Here is a 15351-nt window from a genome sequence, read left to right on the forward strand (position 1 = left end):
ATGTCGCTGTAAAGCGTGTTTTGGTTGCCAAATCCAGAACCGATGCAAGTCCTTGTGCGTGTATGTCGCGGATTTTTCGCCAAGGCCCGTTACTCCGCCGCCATGGCCGGGCTGCGCCGGGCCCGGGCCTGCGCCGAAAGCGCCGCCATCAGTTCCGAGGCGCGCGCGATCGGGTTGGTCAGGTAGTAGTCGCGCACCGCCGGCACGAAATCTACCCCCGCCTGCGGGTCTCCGGCCGAAACGGGATCCAGCGGGTTTTCCGGCACCTCGTCGATCCGCGCCAGATGCGGCACCTGCTTCACCAGACGGCGGCGCAGCGCGGCCAGGCTGTCATAGGGCAGCGTCCCGCCGGTCAGCGCCGAAAGCGCGCGCAGGATCGCCCAGTTCTCCTTGGCCTCGCCGGGCGGGAACCCGGCACGGGCGGCGATCTGGGGGCGGCCCTCGGTATTGACGAACAGCCCCTGTTCCTCGGTCCAAGCGGCGGCGGGCAGGATGACATCGGCGCGATGCGCACCGCGGTCGCCATGGCTGCCCTGGTAGATCACGAAGGGCCCCGGCGCGATCTCGACCTCGTCGGCGCCGAGGCTGTAGATCACCTCCGCGCCCTCCATGGCCGCGGCCAGGCCGCCCTCGGTCACCGCGCCGACATCCATCGCGCCGACCCGGGCCGCCGCCGTGTGCAGCACCAGGATCCCGGCGCCGGTCTTCTCGGCCAGGGCCATCACCTGGCCCAGCACCGCCGCCCCGTCCGCCTCGCGCAGCGCGCCCTGCCCCAGGATGATCAGACTGCCCTCGGCGGGATCCGCCGTTTCGGCCAGGTCCAGCAGCGCCTGGCGGCCCGGCCCCAGATGCGTCACCTCATAGGTCAGATCCGCCTCGGGCCCGATCGCGGCCACGGACGCCCCCGCGATCCACGCCTTGCGGATGCGCGCATTCAGCACCGGCGCCTCCAGGCGCGGGTTGCAGCCCACCAGCAGGATGCGCCGCGCGGTGTCGATATCCTCGATCCGCGCGGTCCCGGCATAGCCCGAGCGGTTGCCCGCAGGCAGATGCGCCCCGTCGGTGCGGCATTCGACCCGGCCCCCCAGCCCCTCGACCAGCTCCTTCAGCGCGAAGGCGGCCTCCACCGGGGCGAGATCGCCGACCAGCCCCGCGACCGTCTTTCCCTTCATCGCCGCCGCCGCGGCGGCCAGCGCCTCGGGCCAGCTGGCGGGCCGCAGCCTGCCATCGACGCGGATATAGGGGCGGTCCAGCCGCTGGCGGCGCAGCCCGTCCCAGACGAAGCGCGACTTGTCGCCCAGCCATTCCTCGTTCACGCCGTCATGGTTGCGCGGCAGGAAGCGCATGACCTCGCGCCCCTTGGTATCGACGCGGATATTCGACCCCAGCGCGTCCATCACGTCGATCGACTCGGTCTTGGTCAGTTCCCAGGGCCGCGCCGTGAAGGCATAGGGTTTCGACACCAGCGCCCCGACCGGGCACAGGTCGATGATGTTGCCCTGCAATTCGCTGTCCAGCGTCTGGCCCAGGTAGGAGGTGATCTCGGCATCCTCGCCGCGGCCGGTCTGGCCCATCTGGTCGATCCCCGCCACCTCGGTGGTGAAGCGCACGCAGCGCGTGCAGGAGATGCAGCGCGTCATGTGGGTTTCCACCAGCGGACCGAGATTGATGTCGATCGCCGCGCGCTTGGGTTCGCGGTAGCGCGAGAAATCCACGCCATAGGCCATCGCCTGGTCCTGCAGGTCGCATTCCCCGCCCTGGTCGCAGATCGGACAATCCAGCGGGTGGTTGATCAGCAGGAATTCCATGACGCCCTCGCGGGCCTTCTTGACCATGGGCGACTTGGTGCGCACCTCGGGCGGCTCGCCGTTGCGGCCGGGGCGCAGGTCGCGCACCTGCATCGCGCAGGAGGCGGCCGGTTTCGGCGGGCCGCCCACGACCTCGACCAGGCACATCCGGCAGTTCCCGGCGATCGACAGGCGTTCGTGATAGCAGAAGCGCGGGATCTCCACCCCCGCCTGCTCGCAGGCCTGGATCAGCGTCAGGGCGGGGTCGACCTCGATTTCCTGTCCGTCGATGATGATGGTGCGCAGGTCTGACATGGCTTCACTCCGCTGCGATTGGGTTGCAGGCCCTGGTCTTCCAGAGCTGCGCCTGTTTGAGATGGGACCAGCCGAAGGCGTGGTCCGTGGCCCCGTGCGCCTCCAGATGCGCCAGCCGCTCCAACGCCTCCTCCAGCCTCGGCCGGTGCCCTGCGGGCACCCACCACATGGCGAAATGCGGACGGCCCAGGAGCCCGAACCATTCGGCGCGGCGGTCGTAGAACCGCCGATGCACGCTGTTGAAGACGAAATTCTCCAGGCTCGCCGCGTCTTCCCAGACGGTCAGGTTCGACACGAATTGCGGGTCGCCGCCGATCCCGGTTCCGGTATTGCCGGTGCCGGGCTCCCCTGAGCCTTCCATCATCCAGACGAAGCCGGGGCTGCGCCGCCCGATGCCGTTGACCCGGTCCAGCGCCGCCATGAATTCGGCCACGCGCGGATCGCCCGGCGCCGCGACCAGGCGGCCGATATTGAGCTGGGCCAGATGGGTTCCGGGCGGCTGCAGGGTCATTTCAGCACCCTGCCCAGGATGCTGCCGGTATCCTGCTCGGCCGCGCCGAAGGCACAGACATTCGCGGGCTGGGGGTTCTCGGGATTCACCCCGCCCTCCTCCAGCCGCTCGGCCACCTGCGCCTGAAGCGGTCCCTGCTCGAAGCTTTCCGTTCCGGTCTCCAGCGTCTCGGGATCGGCCCCCTCGGCCACCAGGTTCTTGTAGGCATTGGCGATATAGGTCTTGGCCCGCGCCGCGTCGAAGCCCATGGACGGACAGTTGTCGCCCACGAACTGCGCCGTGGCCACATCGACCAGCACGCGCTGCATCACCGGCGCGACCAGCGGCGTTGCCACCATGCAGGAGGCCAGACCGGCAAGCGCGGCCACCGGCAGCACCGGAACAAGAAGGCGGGCCATCCGGCTCAAGATGCGGGCTCCTCGCGGGTCAGCAGGACGCCGGTCAGGGTGCCTGCATCGATTTCCTCTTCGGCGATCGGACAGCCGATCGGCGGATCCTTCAGGTCGACCGGGTCGACATCATGGCTTTCCGCGAAAGCGGCGATCGCCTGTTTCAGCGCCTCGGTCTCGATATCGCCGCCCTCTTTCTTGAAGGCGTCGAGCTTGGCCTCGGCATAGCGCCCCACCGGCTCGTCGATCCAGATGCCTTCGCATTGCGACGCGAAGAGCACCCCGACCAGAAGCTGTCCCACCGCCGATCCCGGCGCGCCCTGGCCTGCCGCCTCCAGCACCGGGCGCTTCTCGGGGGCGACATCCGCCAGCAGCCGCGCCTCGGCCTCGGGCGTGAGGGTCGTGGCGCAGGCCCCGAGCGCGAGGGTCGCCGCCATGGCCGTCAGTGCAATATTCTTCCGCATCACTGTGCTCCGCTTTCTTCCCGGCGCGCCCCGGCGCCTGCTTCCTGTGCCTGGCCGCCGGTCCCGGGGACCGGCCGCCTCATTCCGCCGCGACGGCGCTGAGCTTGCCCGATTTCTGCGCCCGGATGCGGTCCTCGATCTCGTCGCGGAAATTCCGGATCAGCCCCTGGATCGGCCAGGCGGCGGCATCGCCGAGCGCACAGATCGTGTGGCCCTCCACCTGCTTGGTCACGCCGAAGAGCATGTCGATCTCCTCGATCTCGGCCTCGCCCTTCACCAGCCGCTCCATCACCCGCATCATCCAGCCGGTGCCCTCGCGGCAGGGGGTGCACTGGCCGCAGCTTTCATGTTTGTAGAATGCCGCCAGCCGCCAGATCGCCTTCACCATGTCGACCGACTGGTCCATGACCATCACCGCGGCCGTGCCCAGGCCCGAGCCCAGCTCGTTCCTGAGATAGTCGTAATCCATCACCGCATCGCGCATCTTCTCGCCGCGCACGCAGGGCACGGACGACCCGCCGGGGATCACCGCCTTGAGATTGCCCCAGCCGCCGCGGATGCCGCCGCAATGCTTCTCGATCAGTTCCTCGAAGGAGATCGACATCTCCTCTTCCACCACGCAGGGGCGGTTCACATGGCCCGAGATGGCGAAAAGCTTGGTGCCCGCATTGTTCGGGCGGCCCATCCCCGCGAACCAGTCGGCCCCGCGGCGCAGGATCGTGGGCGCCACCGCGATGGATTCGACGTTGTTCACCGTGGTCGGGCAGCCATAGAGCCCCGCCCCCGCCGGAAAGGGCGGCTTCATCCGCGGCATGCCCTTCTTGCCCTCGAGGCTTTCCAAGAGCGCGGTTTCCTCGCCGCAGATATAGGCCCCCGCCCCGTGATGCAGGTAGAGGTCGAAATCCCAGCCCGACCCGGCCGCGTTCTTGCCCAGCAGCCCGTCATCATAGGCCTCGTCGATGGCCCGCTGCAGCGCCTCGCGTTCGCGGATGTATTCGCCGCGGATGTAGATATAGGCGTCATGGGCCCCCATGGCGAAGCTGGCGATCAGGCAGCCCTCGACCAGCGTATGCGGGTCATGGCGCATGATCTCGCGGTCCTTGCAGGTGCCGGGTTCGGACTCATCGGCATTGACCACCAGGTAATGCGGCCGCCCGTCGCTTTCCTTGGGCATGAAGGACCATTTCAGCCCGGTGGGGAAGCCCGCCCCGCCGCGCCCGCGCAGGCCCGATTTCTTCATTTCCTCGACGATCCAGTCGCGCCCCTTGGCGATGATTTCGGCCGTCCCGTCCCAGCGCCCCAGTTTCTTGGCACCGGCCAGCGAACGGTCATGCATGCCGTAGATATTGAGGAAGATGCGGTCTTCGTCCTTCAGCATGGTCTATCCTCCGTTGGGGGGCCGCGGGCCGCCGCGCGCCTGCCAGAGTTGCCAGGTGACGACCAGGGCCCAGATCAGGGCCGCGATCGCCGCAAAATCGATCAGGAACGCATAGCGCGCGGGCAGTCCCAGCCAGCCGCCGATCAGTTGCGCCCCCAGCCACGCCACCATCGACACGGCGATCACCAGCCCGGCGGTGCGGCCCTTGCGGGCCAGCCTGGCATCGGTCTCGCTGCGCGGATGGTCGGCCATGGTCAGTCCTTCTTCATCAGCGCCCCGGCCTGCGCCGCCCAGTCATCGCGCAGCACCCGCCCGCGGGCGCCGGGGACATGTTCGTCGATCCAGGCGATTTCGGCCGGGCCCCAGGCGGCGATCTGCGCATAGGTGTGGATGCCCGCCTCGTGCAGGGCCTCCTCCAGCTTGGGGCCGATCCCGGTGATCGCGCGCAGGTCGTCCGCCGTCTCGGGCGGGCTGTCGTGAAGCTCGGGGCGGGTCATGGGCGCCTCGGGCTCGGGCGTGCCCGCCTTCTCCGCCGGGGCTTCCTGCCGGGTGGCGCCGTCCTCTGCCACGGGGCGTCCCCGCGACCGGTCGTCATGATCCGCGGCCGGGGTGTCGGGAACGGGCTCGGGCTGCGGCGGCTGTCCCGCGCGCTCCAGCATCGCGGCCTCCCCCTCGCCCAGCCAGGCCGCGCGCAGGGGCACCTCGCCGCCGTCGATCCGCCGGATGGTATCCTGCAGCTCCACCGCCCGTGCGACGGAGGCGTTATGCGCCGCCCGTCCCTCTTCCTGCGCGGTCAGCGCGGTCAGCCCGCCAAGGGGCTCGGCGGCATAGCGGCCGTTCTGCGGCCCCGGCACCGGCACCCGGCCCGCGGCCAGCTCGTCCAGGATCTCGCCGAAGCGTGCGGCGGTCAGGTCCTCGTAGTAATCCTTGCCGATCTGCACCATGGGCGCGTTGGTGCAGGCCCCGAGGCATTCGACCTCTTCCCAGGAGAACCGCCCGTCCCCGGACAGCGCGTGGGGCCGGGGCGCGATGCGTTCGCGGCACACCGCCACCAGGTCCTCGGACCCGCAGAGCATGCAGCTGAGCGTGCCGCAGACCTGGATATGGGCGACCGATCCGACCGGCTGAAGCTGGAACATGAAATAGAAGGTCGCGACTTCCAGCGCCCGGATCCGGGCCATGCCCAGCATGTCGGCCACGCATTCGATCGCGGGACGGGTCAGCCAGCCTTCCTGTTCCTGCGCCCGCCACAGGAGCGGAATCACGGCGGAGGCCTGCCGCCCTTCGGGATAGCGGGTGATCTGCGCCTCGGCCCAGGCCTTGTTGGCAGGGGTGAAGGCAAAGCTGTCGGGCTGTTCGGGATGGAGACGACGCAACATTCAGGCTTTCCCTTCTGCTCGTCGGCGGCAGGCGGCAGCCCCGCCCGGTACCGCCGGATCCTGGCTGGGCGCGGGCCGTCCCGCGCATGGTTCGCGATGCATCCTGACCTCCTGCGGGCTGCTCCCGCAGGATACCGCCGCACGGTCGCTTTCGCAGGAAATTCCGGCAGGTACAACGGGGGAATCGGCCCGATGGCGCGGGGCGTGGCTCATTGTTCGCACTCCACCAGCCGGGCGATCCGCGTCGCCCGGTCGAACCCGATCTGCCTCTTGCGCAGCAGGCGTTCCAGCGTCTGGGTGAACAGGTCGTCGGTCAGCTGCATCAGCCCCGGCTGCAGATCCGCCGGGATCCCCAGCCGGCCGGCGAAATCCGGAAGCACATGGTTGCGCAGCGCCGCGGCGCGCGACAAGTCCACCTGGCAGCCCTGGGCCGAGAGCACCGCCCGCCCGGCCGTCTCGAATTCGGCCTCCGGCAGCGCCAGCACGCGATTGCGTTCGGCCAGCATCTTCTTCTGGCGGGCCTGCTCCGCTTCGGCGGCGGCGAATCCTTCCACCTGCGCGGCGCTCAGCACCGGGCGGCAGTTCTTCAGCAACACGATATTGGCGATGTCGCTGTCGCACAGGAAAGCCAGCCCGCGCCGGTCCTGCACCAGCAGCCCGCCCTCATAGGGCCCGATCACCGCATATCCCGAGGTTCCGTCGAATTCCGGCAGCCCCTGGGCCGAAAACGCCTCCGCCGCCATCATTGCCAGCCCGATCGCCAGCCCGAGGCCCATCTTGACCCGCGCAGGAAGCCGCAGCCGCGCCCCGATCTGCCCGGCGATGCCGCGCGGCGCCGCCTCCGGCCCGGTTGCGAACCTGTCGGTCATGCTACCTGTCGACCTCCCCGAAGACGATGTCCATCGATCCCAGGATGGCCGAGACATCGGCAAGCTGGTGGTTCCTGGACACGTGGTCCATCGCCTGCAGATGCGGATAGCCCGGGGCACGGATCTTGGCGCGATAGGGCTTGTTGGTCCCGTCGGATTTCAGGAACACGCCGAATTCGCCCTTGGGGGCCTCCACCGCCGCATAGACCTCGCCGGAAGGGACGCGGAACCCTTCGGTGTACAGCTTGAAGTGATGGATCAGCGCCTCCATCGAGGTCTTCATGTCGCCGCGTTTCGGCGGGGTGATCTTGCCGCGGGCGAGGACGTCGCCCTGGTTCTCCGGCGCGGCCAGCTTGGCGCAGGCCTGGCGGATGATCTTCACGCTCTCGCGCATCTCCGCCATGCGGCACAGATAGCGGTCATAGCAGTCGCCATTCTTGCCCACCGGGATCTTGAAATCGAATTCGTCGTAGCATTCATAGGGCTGCGCCCGGCGCAGGTCCCAGGCCAGGCCGGAGCCGCGGACCATCACCCCCGAGAAGCTCCAGTCCAGGATCTCCTGTTCGGTGACGACGCCGATATCGGCATTGCGCTGCTTGAAGATGCGGTTCTCGGTCAGCAGGTCGTCGATGTCGTCGAGCCGGGCGGGAAAGGCCTCGGCCCAGAGGTCGATATCCTCCACCAGCCCCGGCGGCAGGTCCTGATGAACCCCGCCCGGGCGGAAATAGGCCGCGTGCAGCCGCGCCCCGCAGGCGCGCTCGTAGAAGATCATCAGCTTCTCGCGCTCCTCGAAGCCCCAGAGCGGCGGCGTCAGCGCGCCGACATCCATGGCCTGCGTGGTCACGTTCAGCAGGTGGTTCAGCACGCGGCCGATCTCGCAGAACAGCACCCGGATCAGCGATGCGCGCCGCGGCACCGGCGTGCCGGTGAGCTTCTCGATGGCCAGGCACCAGGCATGTTCCTGGTTCATCGGCGAAACATAGTCGAGCCGGTCGAAATAGGGCAGGTTCTGCAGGTAGGTGCGGCTTTCCATCAGCTTCTCGGTGCCGCGATGCAGCAGGCCGATATGCGGATCGCACCGTTCGACGATCTCGCCGTCAAGCTCCAGCACCATGCGCAGAACCCCATGCGCCGCCGGGTGCTGGGGCCCGAAATTGATGTTGAAGTTGCGGATCTTCTGTTCGCCCGTCAGAGCATCGTCGAAATTCGCGCCGTCCATCATGCCCGTTTCCTCTCGCTCGGCATCGCCGCGTCCCCGGTCTCTGCCGCCGCCTCCGGCGCGGCGGCCAGGATCTGCTGCGGATCCTGCCAGGCAGCGGGAACCGCATCGCCGAAACGCGCGCGGATGAAGTCGTACTGCCCCCCCAGCCCCTCGGCCAGCTTGCGCCGGATCGAGGCGGGCATCTCGAGCCGCTTGCCCTCGTTGGAGCGATGGCCGAAATCCGCGGGCATGGGCGCGATCCCGGCGAAATCGCAGAACTGCCTCACGGCGGCGTCGCTGAAGAGGGTCTCGTAGAACAGGTACTGGATGCGGTCGCGCGGAACCGCCGCCTCCAGCTCGGTGATGGTGCGCCGGTAATTCGACCGCGGCAGCGAGGCCGCATCGTAATTGCCCAGGTAATGCCGGAGGGCCTTGTGGGCCGCCTTTTCGAAATCCGCCCCCTGGTTGCGGTTCAGCAGGTTCTTCGAGGCCATGCGCGCCTGCGACCACAGCCGGTCGATCGGGTCGCGCAGGATGAAGACGAACCGCGCGTCATCGGACAGGCTGTTCATGTAGCCGAACACCGTGCGGTCGCAGGTGGCATAGGACGGGGTGAAGTCGCAAAGCCGCGTGGCGGTCCCGGCGCGCGCGGTCAGCAGGCGGATATAGGTCGCCAGCCCGCGATCATCGGGCGTGAAAAGCTCCGCACGCGCGGCCGCCGCCTGCAGCTCGGTGAGCTTCTGGCCGAACTGGAAACTGTCTGCCGCCTGCATCGCCTCCAGCATGCGCTTCATGTTGTTGATCGCGACCTTGCGGGCCTGCATGTCGAACCCGTAGCGCGTATCGAAGAAATGGCATTCCTTCATGTTGGGCAGGAAGCATTGCGGATGCGCGGCGACGTAATCGCCCAGCCATGTCGTGCCGCCCTTCTGCGCGCCGATGCAGTAGATCACCGTCTTGCCGGGCGGAAAGCGCATCTCGTTGCCCTGATTGCCGCCCGGGCGGATCGCCTGCTTCGTCATGCTGCCTCCAGCTTCCCGGCCACGCGGGTATTGAACCTGTCCCATTGCACCACGGCGCGCTGATGGCGCCCCTGGCCGATCATGTCCTGCCCGTCATGGCCGCGGACCCGGAACCAGATGAACTTGCCGTCGATCTGCTCGATCTCGGTCTCGACCGTCACGGTCAGCCCCGGCGGGGTCGGCGCGACATGGGTCATCTCGAACCCGGTGCCCAGGGATCCCTCTCCTGCCTCGTAGAAGGGCGCGATCTGTTCCACGCAGGCCCATTCGAACAGGCCGATCATGCAGGCCGAGGCCAGGACATGCGGCATCGGATCCATCACGCGGGCATCGGCAAAGAGGCGCGGCACGACTTCGGAGGGCCGGATCACCCTGCTGAAGGTGGCGCGGTCGCCGATGCACAGACCGGGCCGCATCCCTCAGGCCTCTTTCTTCTCGTCGCCGGGAAGGATGTATTCGGCGCCTTCCCAGGGCGACATGAAGTCGAACTGCCGGTATTCCTGCACCAGCTTCACCGGTTCGTAGACGACGCGTTTCTCGACCTCGTCATAGCGCACCTCGGTATAGCCGGTGGTCGGGAAATCCTTGCGCAGCGGATGGCCGCGGAACCCGTAATCGGTCAGCAGGCGCCGCAGGTCGGGATGCCCCTTGAACAGCAGGCCGAACATGTCGAAAACCTCCCGCTCGAACCAGTTGGCGGCGGGGAAGATGCCGGTCAGGCTGGGCACCATCTCGTCCTCGCGGACCTGAGCGCGCAGGCGGATGCGCTGGTTCTGGTACATGCTGAGGAAGTGATAGACCACATCGAAGCGCTTCTCGCGCTGGGGATAGTCGATGGCGGTGATGTCGATCAGCGTGGAGAAGCGGCAGGTCGGTTCCGTTCGCAGGTAATCGGCAAAGCCGGTCAGCCGCGCGGGCGCCACCGTCACGGTCAGCTCGTCATGCGCGATCTCGGTGGAGACGACGCAGTCGGGCCGCTTCAGCTCCAGCGTCGCGGCGAGTTCCTCGAGTTCCCTGGTCATGCTTCCCCCTCAGCGGACGATGGTGCCGGTGCGGCGGATCTTCCGCTGCAGCTGCATGATGCCGTAAAGCAGCGCCTCCGCCGTCGGCGGGCAGCCCGGCACATAGACATCGACCGGCACGACCCGGTCGCAGCCGCGCACCACGGAATAGCTGTAATGGTAGTAGCCGCCGCCATTGGCGCAGGAGCCCATGGAGATGACATAGCGCGGCTCGGGCATCTGGTCGTAGACCTTGCGCAGCGCAGGCGCCATCTTGTTGGTCAGGGTCCCCGCGACGATCATCAGGTCCGACTGGCGCGGCGAGGCGCGCGGCGCCGTGCCGAAACGTTCGAGGTCATAGCGCGGCATCGAGGTATGCATCATCTCGACCGCGCAGCAGGCCAGCCCGAAGGTCATCCAGTGCAGCGATCCGGTCCGCGCCCAGTTGACGATGTCCTCCACGCTGGTCAGCAGGAAACCCTTGTCCTGCAATTCGCGGTTCAGCGACTGGGTGGCGACCTCGCGATCGGCCCCGGCCGAGACGGCGCCATAGGGCGCGGCCTGGGCGGAGGGGCCGGATTTCACCCGCGGCTCCTGCGGACCGGTCGACTGGGTCTCGGTGACCAGCGCGTCCTTGCTCACTCCCATTCCAGGGCCCCTTTCTTCCATTCATAGGCAAACCCGGCGGTCAGCACGCCAAGGAACACCATCATCGACCAGAAGGCGGTCATCGAGATGTCCTTGAAGGCCACGGCCCAGGGGAACAGGAAGGCGATTTCCAGATCGAAGATGATGAACAGGATCGAGACCAGGTAGAACCGGACGTCGAATTTCATCCGCGCGTCGTCGAAGGCGTTGAAGCCGCATTCATAGGCGCTGACCTTCTCGGGATCGGGGTTGCGGACGGCGGCGACGGCGGCGGCGGCAATCAGGATCAGCCCGAGCGCGACGGCAATCCCGAGGAAGATGAGGATGGGAAGATATTCCCGCAAGAGCTCGTCCACGTCACTTCCTCCTGAGCAGTGCGCCTCGACTGGCTGGCTAGTTACCGTGGATAAGCCCGTCTAGATGGACGGTCAACCAACGGGAGGTTAATTCGGCAGGAACAAAGCCGATTGGCTGCAGGTGTTTATCGGCATAAGCGGAATTTCAGCGCGTTATTGACGCAGCGATCCTGCCGCACCGCCGCATTTGCGTGATCTGCCGCCGCGCGCGGTAACCGCAACGTGATGCCCTGCGCGGCAGCTCGGCCGCCGCGCCGCCCGTTCAGCCGCCGTGATGGCGCCGTGCATAGCGCCCGCCCAGCGAGGTCAGGATCTCGTAGCCGATCGTGCCGGCCGCGTCCGCCGCCTCGTCGACCCCATGCGCGGCGTTCAGCAGATCCAGCGCCTCGGGATCGTGATCCAGCGCCGAGACATCGATGGTCAGCAGGTCCATCGACACCCGTCCGACCAGCGGACAGGCCGTCTCGCCCGCCCACAGGATCGCCCGCCCCGACAGCGCCCGCAGGATGCCGTCGGCATAGCCCGCCGCGACGGTGGCGATGCGGGTGGGCCGCTCCGCCCCCCAGCTCCAGCCATAGCCGACCGCCTCGCCGGGGGCCACTTTCCGCACCTGGATCACCGGCAGGCTCAGACGCACGACCGGCGCGGCCGCCTCGAAGGGGCGCCCGCCATAGAGGCCGATCCCCGGCCGCACCAGGTCGTAGTGATACTCCCGCCCCAGCAGCACGCCGCCCGTCGCCGCCAGCGATCGCGGCACGCCCGCGCCGTCGGTCATCGCCTCGAAGACCCGTTTCTGCGACAGGTTGGCGGGGTGCCCGGGTTCATCGGCGCAGGCCAGGTGCGACATCAAAAGCGCAGGCCCCGCCGCCAGCAGATCCTCGCGCAGCCCCTGCCATTCGGCGGGCTCCATCCCCAGCCGGTTCATGCCGCTGTCCAGCTGGACGCCGAAGGGATGGCCCGGCAGCGCCTCCATGTGGCGCGTCGCCTGCTGTGCGCTGTTGAGCATCGGCACCAGCGCATTGCCCCGCAGGATCTCCGCATCGCCCGGCATGTGGCCGGAGAACACGCCGATCCAGACATCCGGCCCCAGCGCGGCGCGCAGCGCGGCGCCTTCCTCGGCGACGGCGACGAAGAACTCGCGCGCCCCCGCCCGGGCCAGCGCCCCCGCCACCTGCGCGACGCCCAGCCCGTAGCCGTCGGCCTTCACCGTCGCGGCGGTGCGCGTGCCCGTCGCGGTCATTGCATTCAGCGCCTGCCAGTTGCGGGCCACTGCGTCGAGATCGATATCGAGATGTCCTGTCGCCATTACCGCGAATTGCGCCCCCCGCGCGGTGCCGTCAAGACGTGATCGCCGCCGGTCGCTGCGGCATGGCGGGACCGCCCCGCCCGCGGCGCCGCCTCCGGGGCGGGACGCGCGCCGGAACCGGAGGGGCCCGGAGCGCAGACGGCGCCGCCCGGCCCGGCTGCGCGGGCCTACTGAAGATCGGCGAAGGCGGCCTGCAGCCGCGCCACCGCCTCCTCGATCCGGGCGCGCTGGGTGGCGAGATTGAAGCGCAGGAAGCTTTCGCCGCCGGTGCCGAAGCTGGCGCCCAGATTGCCCGCGATCCGTGCCCTCCCCTGCACCCGGTCGAGGATCTCGGCCGTCTCCATGCCGGTGCCGGAGAAATCGACCCAGGCCAAGTAGGTCGCCTCCAGCGGCATGGAGCGCAGGCCCGGAATGGCGTTCACCCCCGCGTCGAAGAGGCGGCGATTGCCGTCGAGATAGTCCCGCAGCGCATCGACCCAGGCCGCACCCTCGGGCGAATAGGCGGCTCGCGTCGCCTCCTGGCCGACGGAACTGGGCGCCATGGCCAGCGCCTGCATCCGCGCGGCGAACCGCCCGCGCAGCGCCGGATCGGGCAGGATCACCTGGCCGCAATGCATCCCCGCGGTGTTGAAGGTCTTGGAGGGCGCGTTCAGCACCGCCGTGCGCGGCGCCGCATCGGGGGCGGCCAGAAGGAAGGGCACATGGGTGGCGCCGGGAAAGGTCAGGTCCTGGTGGATCTCGTCGGAGATGACCAGGAGATCGTGGCGCGCGGCGAATTCCGCCAGGGCGCGCTGCTCCTCCGCCGTCCAGACGCGGCCGCCGGGATTATGCGGCGAGCACAGGATCACCGCACGCTCGCGGCCGGTCATCGCCGCCTCCCAGGCGGGCAGGTCCATGCGGTAGAGCCCCGCCTCGTCCTGCACCAGCGGCCGCTCGGCCACGACGCGCCCGGCATTGCGGATCGTCTTGGCGAAGGCGTGGTAGACCGGCGCCATCAGGATGATCTCGTCGCCCGGCGCGGTCATCGCGTCCAGCACCAGCGCCACCGCATTGCACAGCCCGTTGGTGGTGAAGACCGCCTCCGGCGCCACCTCCCAGCCATGGCGGGTGCGCATCCACCAGCAGACCGCCTCGCGATAGGCCGCATCGGAGGCGGTATAGCCATAGACCCCGTGATCGGCCATCGCCCGCATCGCCGCGGTCACGACCGGGGCGGTGGCGAAATCGGCATCGGCCACCCACATGGCCAGCCCGTCCTGCGGGTCGACGCCGTACAGCGTCTCCATCGCGTCCCACTTGGCGCTGTTGCTGCCGCGCCGCTCGATCACCCGGTCGAAATCATACCCCATGGCACCGCTCCCTGCCTTGCTCGGGTCAGGCTAGGACAGCCCCGCCCGCGAGGCCAGCCGGACGCGGGGGAAAGCGCCGCGGCCCCGATCACGTTTTTGCGCGACGCCGCCGTTGCGCCCCGGCGCGCCATGTCCTAGATGAGCCGCATGCCGATCCGCCCCATCCTCATCCATCCCGACCCGCGCCTGAAAACGGTCTGCGACCCCGTGCCGGACATGTCCGACGCGCTGCGCCGCCTCGCCGATGACATGCTCCTGACCATGTATGACGCGCCGGGCATCGGCCTGGCCGCGCCGCAGATCGGCGTGATGAGCCGCGTGCTGGTCATGGACTGCGTCAAGGAGGAGGGCGCCGCGCCGCAGCCTATGGCGCTGTTCAACCCGCGCATCGTCGCCGCCTCGGACGAAACGAGCGTCTACGAGGAAGGCTGCCTGTCCATCCCCGAGCAATATGGCGAGGTCACGCGGCCGCGGCTGGTGCAGGTGGAATGGATGGATCGCGACGGCAATCCGCAGAGCCGCGAATTCGACGGGCTCTGGGCGACCTGCGTGCAGCACGAGATCGACCATCTCGACGGCAAGCTGTTCATCGACTACCTCAAGCCGCTGCGCCGCCAGATGATCACCCGCAAGATGCAGAAGCTCAAGCGCGAACGCGCCCGCGGGCTGGCGTGAGACGGCGCGCATGACCGTCCGCCCCTTCGTGATGTGGCCCGACCGGCGGCTGCAGAGCCCCTGCGCCGAGGTGGCGGCCGTGGATGACGAGGTCCGCGCGATCTGGGCCGACATGGTCGAGACGATGGACGCGATGCCGGGCCTGGGCCTGGCCGCCTGCCAGATCGGGGTGATGCGGCGGCTGGCCGTGGTCGATGCCTCCGATGAACGGGGCCGCGCCGTGCTGATGGCCAATCCCGAGATCCTCTACGCCTCGGTCGAGCCGCGCGACCACGAGGAAGCCAGCCCCAACCTGCCCGGCGTCTCGGCGCGGGTGACGCGGCCGCGGGCGGTGACAGTGCGGTTCCTCAATGAAGCGGGCGAGATCGAGGACCGCGACTTCATCGGCCTCTGGGCCACCTCGGTGCAGCACCAGGTCGATCACCTGGCAGGGCGGATGTATTTCGACCGGCTCAGCAAGGTGCGGCGGCAGATGCTGCTGAAGAAGGCCGCCAAGCAGCGCTGACCCCGGGCGGCGCCCCGGCGCCGGGGCGCTCCCGCCCGTCATCGACGCCCCGCTGCGCGGGACATCTCTTCCCGTTGGGCCGGGCCGCGCTGACGCGCGGCTGTTGCACCTGCGGCGGCCGGGCGCCCGGCAACCCGCCGCCGCCGTCAGACCAGCCCCCGCGCACCGATCCTCAGCCCTGCCGGGATCACTCCGG

The 15351-nt window shown here is 68.8% G+C and carries 18 protein-coding genes; 2 read left to right on the forward strand and 16 right to left on the reverse strand.

The genetic code is table 11. The features are described from left to right. Positions 1–89: 89 nt before the first annotated feature. The 16 genes from nuoG to ICN82_RS11020 all read right to left on the reverse strand — a co-directional run bounded on the left by nuoG (position 90) and on the right by ICN82_RS11020 (position 13975). Positions 90–2102, reverse strand: a complete 2013-nt coding sequence (gene nuoG / locus ICN82_RS10945; RefSeq protein WP_193182623.1) for an NADH-quinone oxidoreductase subunit NuoG — start codon at positions 2100–2102, stop codon at positions 90–92. Between the two features lie 4 nt (positions 2103–2106). After that, complete coding sequence (locus ICN82_RS10950) at positions 2107–2613, reverse strand: DUF3291 domain-containing protein (protein ID WP_193182625.1); 507 nt, start codon at positions 2611–2613, stop codon at positions 2107–2109. After that, positions 2610–3011, reverse strand: a complete 402-nt coding sequence (locus ICN82_RS10955; protein ID WP_226898433.1) for a DUF5333 family protein — start codon at positions 3009–3011, stop codon at positions 2610–2612. Before ICN82_RS10955 ends, ICN82_RS10950 begins: the two co-directional genes overlap by 4 nt. Positions 3012–3016: 5 nt before the next feature. After that, positions 3017–3466, reverse strand: coding sequence for a hypothetical protein (locus ICN82_RS10960; protein ID WP_193182629.1), 450 nt, complete (start codon positions 3464–3466; stop codon positions 3017–3019). Positions 3467–3545: 79 nt separating this feature from the next. Next, a complete protein-coding gene (nuoF, locus tag ICN82_RS10965) occupies positions 3546–4844 on the reverse strand; it encodes an NADH-quinone oxidoreductase subunit NuoF (protein WP_193182631.1) in 1299 nt (432 codons plus the stop codon). Between the two features lie 3 nt (positions 4845–4847). Next, positions 4848–5096: a DUF5337 domain-containing protein gene (locus tag ICN82_RS10970; RefSeq protein ID WP_193182633.1), complete on the reverse strand. Its 249-nt coding sequence runs from the start codon at positions 5094–5096 to the stop codon at positions 4848–4850. 2 nt (positions 5097–5098) lie between these two features. Beyond that, on the reverse strand, positions 5099–6223 hold the full coding sequence (locus ICN82_RS10975) for an NADH-quinone oxidoreductase subunit E (RefSeq protein ID WP_193182634.1): 1125 nt from the start codon (positions 6221–6223) through the stop codon (positions 5099–5101). Positions 6224–6432: 209 nt separating this feature from the next. Beyond that, entirely contained in the window at positions 6433–7092 is a 660-nt protein-coding gene (locus tag ICN82_RS10980) for a hypothetical protein (protein WP_193182636.1), read from the reverse strand. 1 nt (position 7093) lies between these two features. After that, positions 7094–8314 (reverse strand): NADH-quinone oxidoreductase subunit D, encoded by a 1221-nt coding sequence (locus ICN82_RS10985; protein WP_193182638.1) that lies wholly within the window; start codon positions 8312–8314, stop codon positions 7094–7096. Next, positions 8311–9315 carry a sulfotransferase gene (locus ICN82_RS10990; RefSeq protein ID WP_193182641.1) on the reverse strand — a complete coding sequence of 335 codons (1005 nt, stop codon included), beginning with the start codon at positions 9313–9315 and terminating at the stop codon, positions 8311–8313. The genes ICN82_RS10985 and ICN82_RS10990 overlap by 4 nt, the downstream gene beginning before the upstream one ends. Next, positions 9312–9731: a thioesterase family protein gene (locus tag ICN82_RS10995; protein WP_193182643.1), complete on the reverse strand. Its 420-nt coding sequence runs from the start codon at positions 9729–9731 to the stop codon at positions 9312–9314. Before ICN82_RS10995 ends, ICN82_RS10990 begins: the two co-directional genes overlap by 4 nt. A gap of 3 nt (positions 9732–9734) precedes the next feature. Then, positions 9735–10337 carry an NADH-quinone oxidoreductase subunit C gene (locus ICN82_RS11000; protein WP_193182645.1) on the reverse strand — a complete coding sequence of 201 codons (603 nt, stop codon included), beginning with the start codon at positions 10335–10337 and terminating at the stop codon, positions 9735–9737. Positions 10338–10346: 9 nt separating this feature from the next. Then, a complete protein-coding gene (locus tag ICN82_RS11005; protein WP_226898430.1) occupies positions 10347–10964 on the reverse strand; it encodes a NuoB/complex I 20 kDa subunit family protein in 618 nt (205 codons plus the stop codon). Further along, positions 10955–11320, reverse strand: coding sequence for an NADH-quinone oxidoreductase subunit A (locus ICN82_RS11010; RefSeq protein WP_193182647.1), 366 nt, complete (start codon positions 11318–11320; stop codon positions 10955–10957). The genes ICN82_RS11005 and ICN82_RS11010 overlap by 10 nt, the downstream gene beginning before the upstream one ends. A 262-nt stretch (positions 11321–11582) precedes the next feature. Beyond that, positions 11583–12626 (reverse strand): alanine racemase, encoded by a 1044-nt coding sequence (gene alr, locus ICN82_RS11015; RefSeq protein WP_193182648.1) that lies wholly within the window; start codon positions 12624–12626, stop codon positions 11583–11585. A 167-nt stretch (positions 12627–12793) separates the two neighbouring features. Then, entirely contained in the window at positions 12794–13975 is a 1182-nt protein-coding gene (locus ICN82_RS11020) for a MalY/PatB family protein (protein WP_193182650.1), read from the reverse strand. A 147-nt stretch (positions 13976–14122) separates the two neighbouring features. Between ICN82_RS11020 and def (ICN82_RS11025) the strand changes: the two genes are divergently transcribed. After that, on the forward strand, positions 14123–14650 hold the full coding sequence (gene def / locus ICN82_RS11025) for a peptide deformylase (protein ID WP_193182653.1): 528 nt from the start codon (positions 14123–14125) through the stop codon (positions 14648–14650). Positions 14651–14660: 10 nt separating this feature from the next. Further along, positions 14661–15155 (forward strand): peptide deformylase, encoded by a 495-nt coding sequence (def, locus tag ICN82_RS11030; protein WP_193182655.1) that lies wholly within the window; start codon positions 14661–14663, stop codon positions 15153–15155. Positions 15156–15351: the final 196 nt, after the last annotated feature.

Origin of the sequence: Mangrovicoccus algicola (genome assembly GCF_014903745.1) — a bacterium.
GTDB lineage: Bacteria > Pseudomonadota > Alphaproteobacteria > Rhodobacterales > Rhodobacteraceae > Mangrovicoccus > Mangrovicoccus algicola.

Bases quoted from the DNA above. Each gene is read 5' to 3' on its own strand.
- ICN82_RS11020 (WP_193182650.1), bottom strand. From the start codon at position 13,975: ATGGGGTATGATTTCGACCGGGTGATCGAGCGGCGCGGCAGCAACAGC.
- ICN82_RS10960 (WP_193182629.1), bottom strand. From the start codon at position 3,466: ATGCGGAAGAATATTGCACTGACGGCCATGGCGGCGACCCTCGCGCTC.
- ICN82_RS10950 (WP_193182625.1), bottom strand. From the start codon at position 2,613: ATGACCCTGCAGCCGCCCGGAACCCATCTGGCCCAGCTCAATATCGGC.
- ICN82_RS11000 (WP_193182645.1), bottom strand. From the start codon at position 10,337: ATGACCAGGGAACTCGAGGAACTCGCCGCGACGCTGGAGCTGAAGCGG.
- def (WP_193182655.1), top strand. From the start codon at position 14,661: ATGACCGTCCGCCCCTTCGTGATGTGGCCCGACCGGCGGCTGCAGAGC.
- nuoG (WP_193182623.1), bottom strand. From the start codon at position 2,102: ATGTCAGACCTGCGCACCATCATCATCGACGGACAGGAAATCGAGGTC.
- ICN82_RS10970 (WP_193182633.1), bottom strand. From the start codon at position 5,096: ATGGCCGACCATCCGCGCAGCGAGACCGATGCCAGGCTGGCCCGCAAG.
- ICN82_RS10985 (WP_193182638.1), bottom strand. From the start codon at position 8,314: ATGATGGACGGCGCGAATTTCGACGATGCTCTGACGGGCGAACAGAAG.
- ICN82_RS10995 (WP_193182643.1), bottom strand. From the start codon at position 9,731: ATGCGGCCCGGTCTGTGCATCGGCGACCGCGCCACCTTCAGCAGGGTG.
- ICN82_RS10955 (WP_226898433.1), bottom strand. From the start codon at position 3,011: ATGGCCCGCCTTCTTGTTCCGGTGCTGCCGGTGGCCGCGCTTGCCGGT.
- def (WP_193182653.1), top strand. From the start codon at position 14,123: ATGCCGATCCGCCCCATCCTCATCCATCCCGACCCGCGCCTGAAAACG.
- ICN82_RS10990 (WP_193182641.1), bottom strand. From the start codon at position 9,315: ATGACGAAGCAGGCGATCCGCCCGGGCGGCAATCAGGGCAACGAGATG.
- ICN82_RS10975 (WP_193182634.1), bottom strand. From the start codon at position 6,223: ATGTTGCGTCGTCTCCATCCCGAACAGCCCGACAGCTTTGCCTTCACC.
- ICN82_RS11005 (WP_226898430.1), bottom strand. From the start codon at position 10,964: ATGGGAGTGAGCAAGGACGCGCTGGTCACCGAGACCCAGTCGACCGGT.
- alr (WP_193182648.1), bottom strand. From the start codon at position 12,626: ATGGCGACAGGACATCTCGATATCGATCTCGACGCAGTGGCCCGCAAC.
- nuoF (WP_193182631.1), bottom strand. From the start codon at position 4,844: ATGCTGAAGGACGAAGACCGCATCTTCCTCAATATCTACGGCATGCAT.
- ICN82_RS10980 (WP_193182636.1), bottom strand. From the start codon at position 7,092: ATGACCGACAGGTTCGCAACCGGGCCGGAGGCGGCGCCGCGCGGCATC.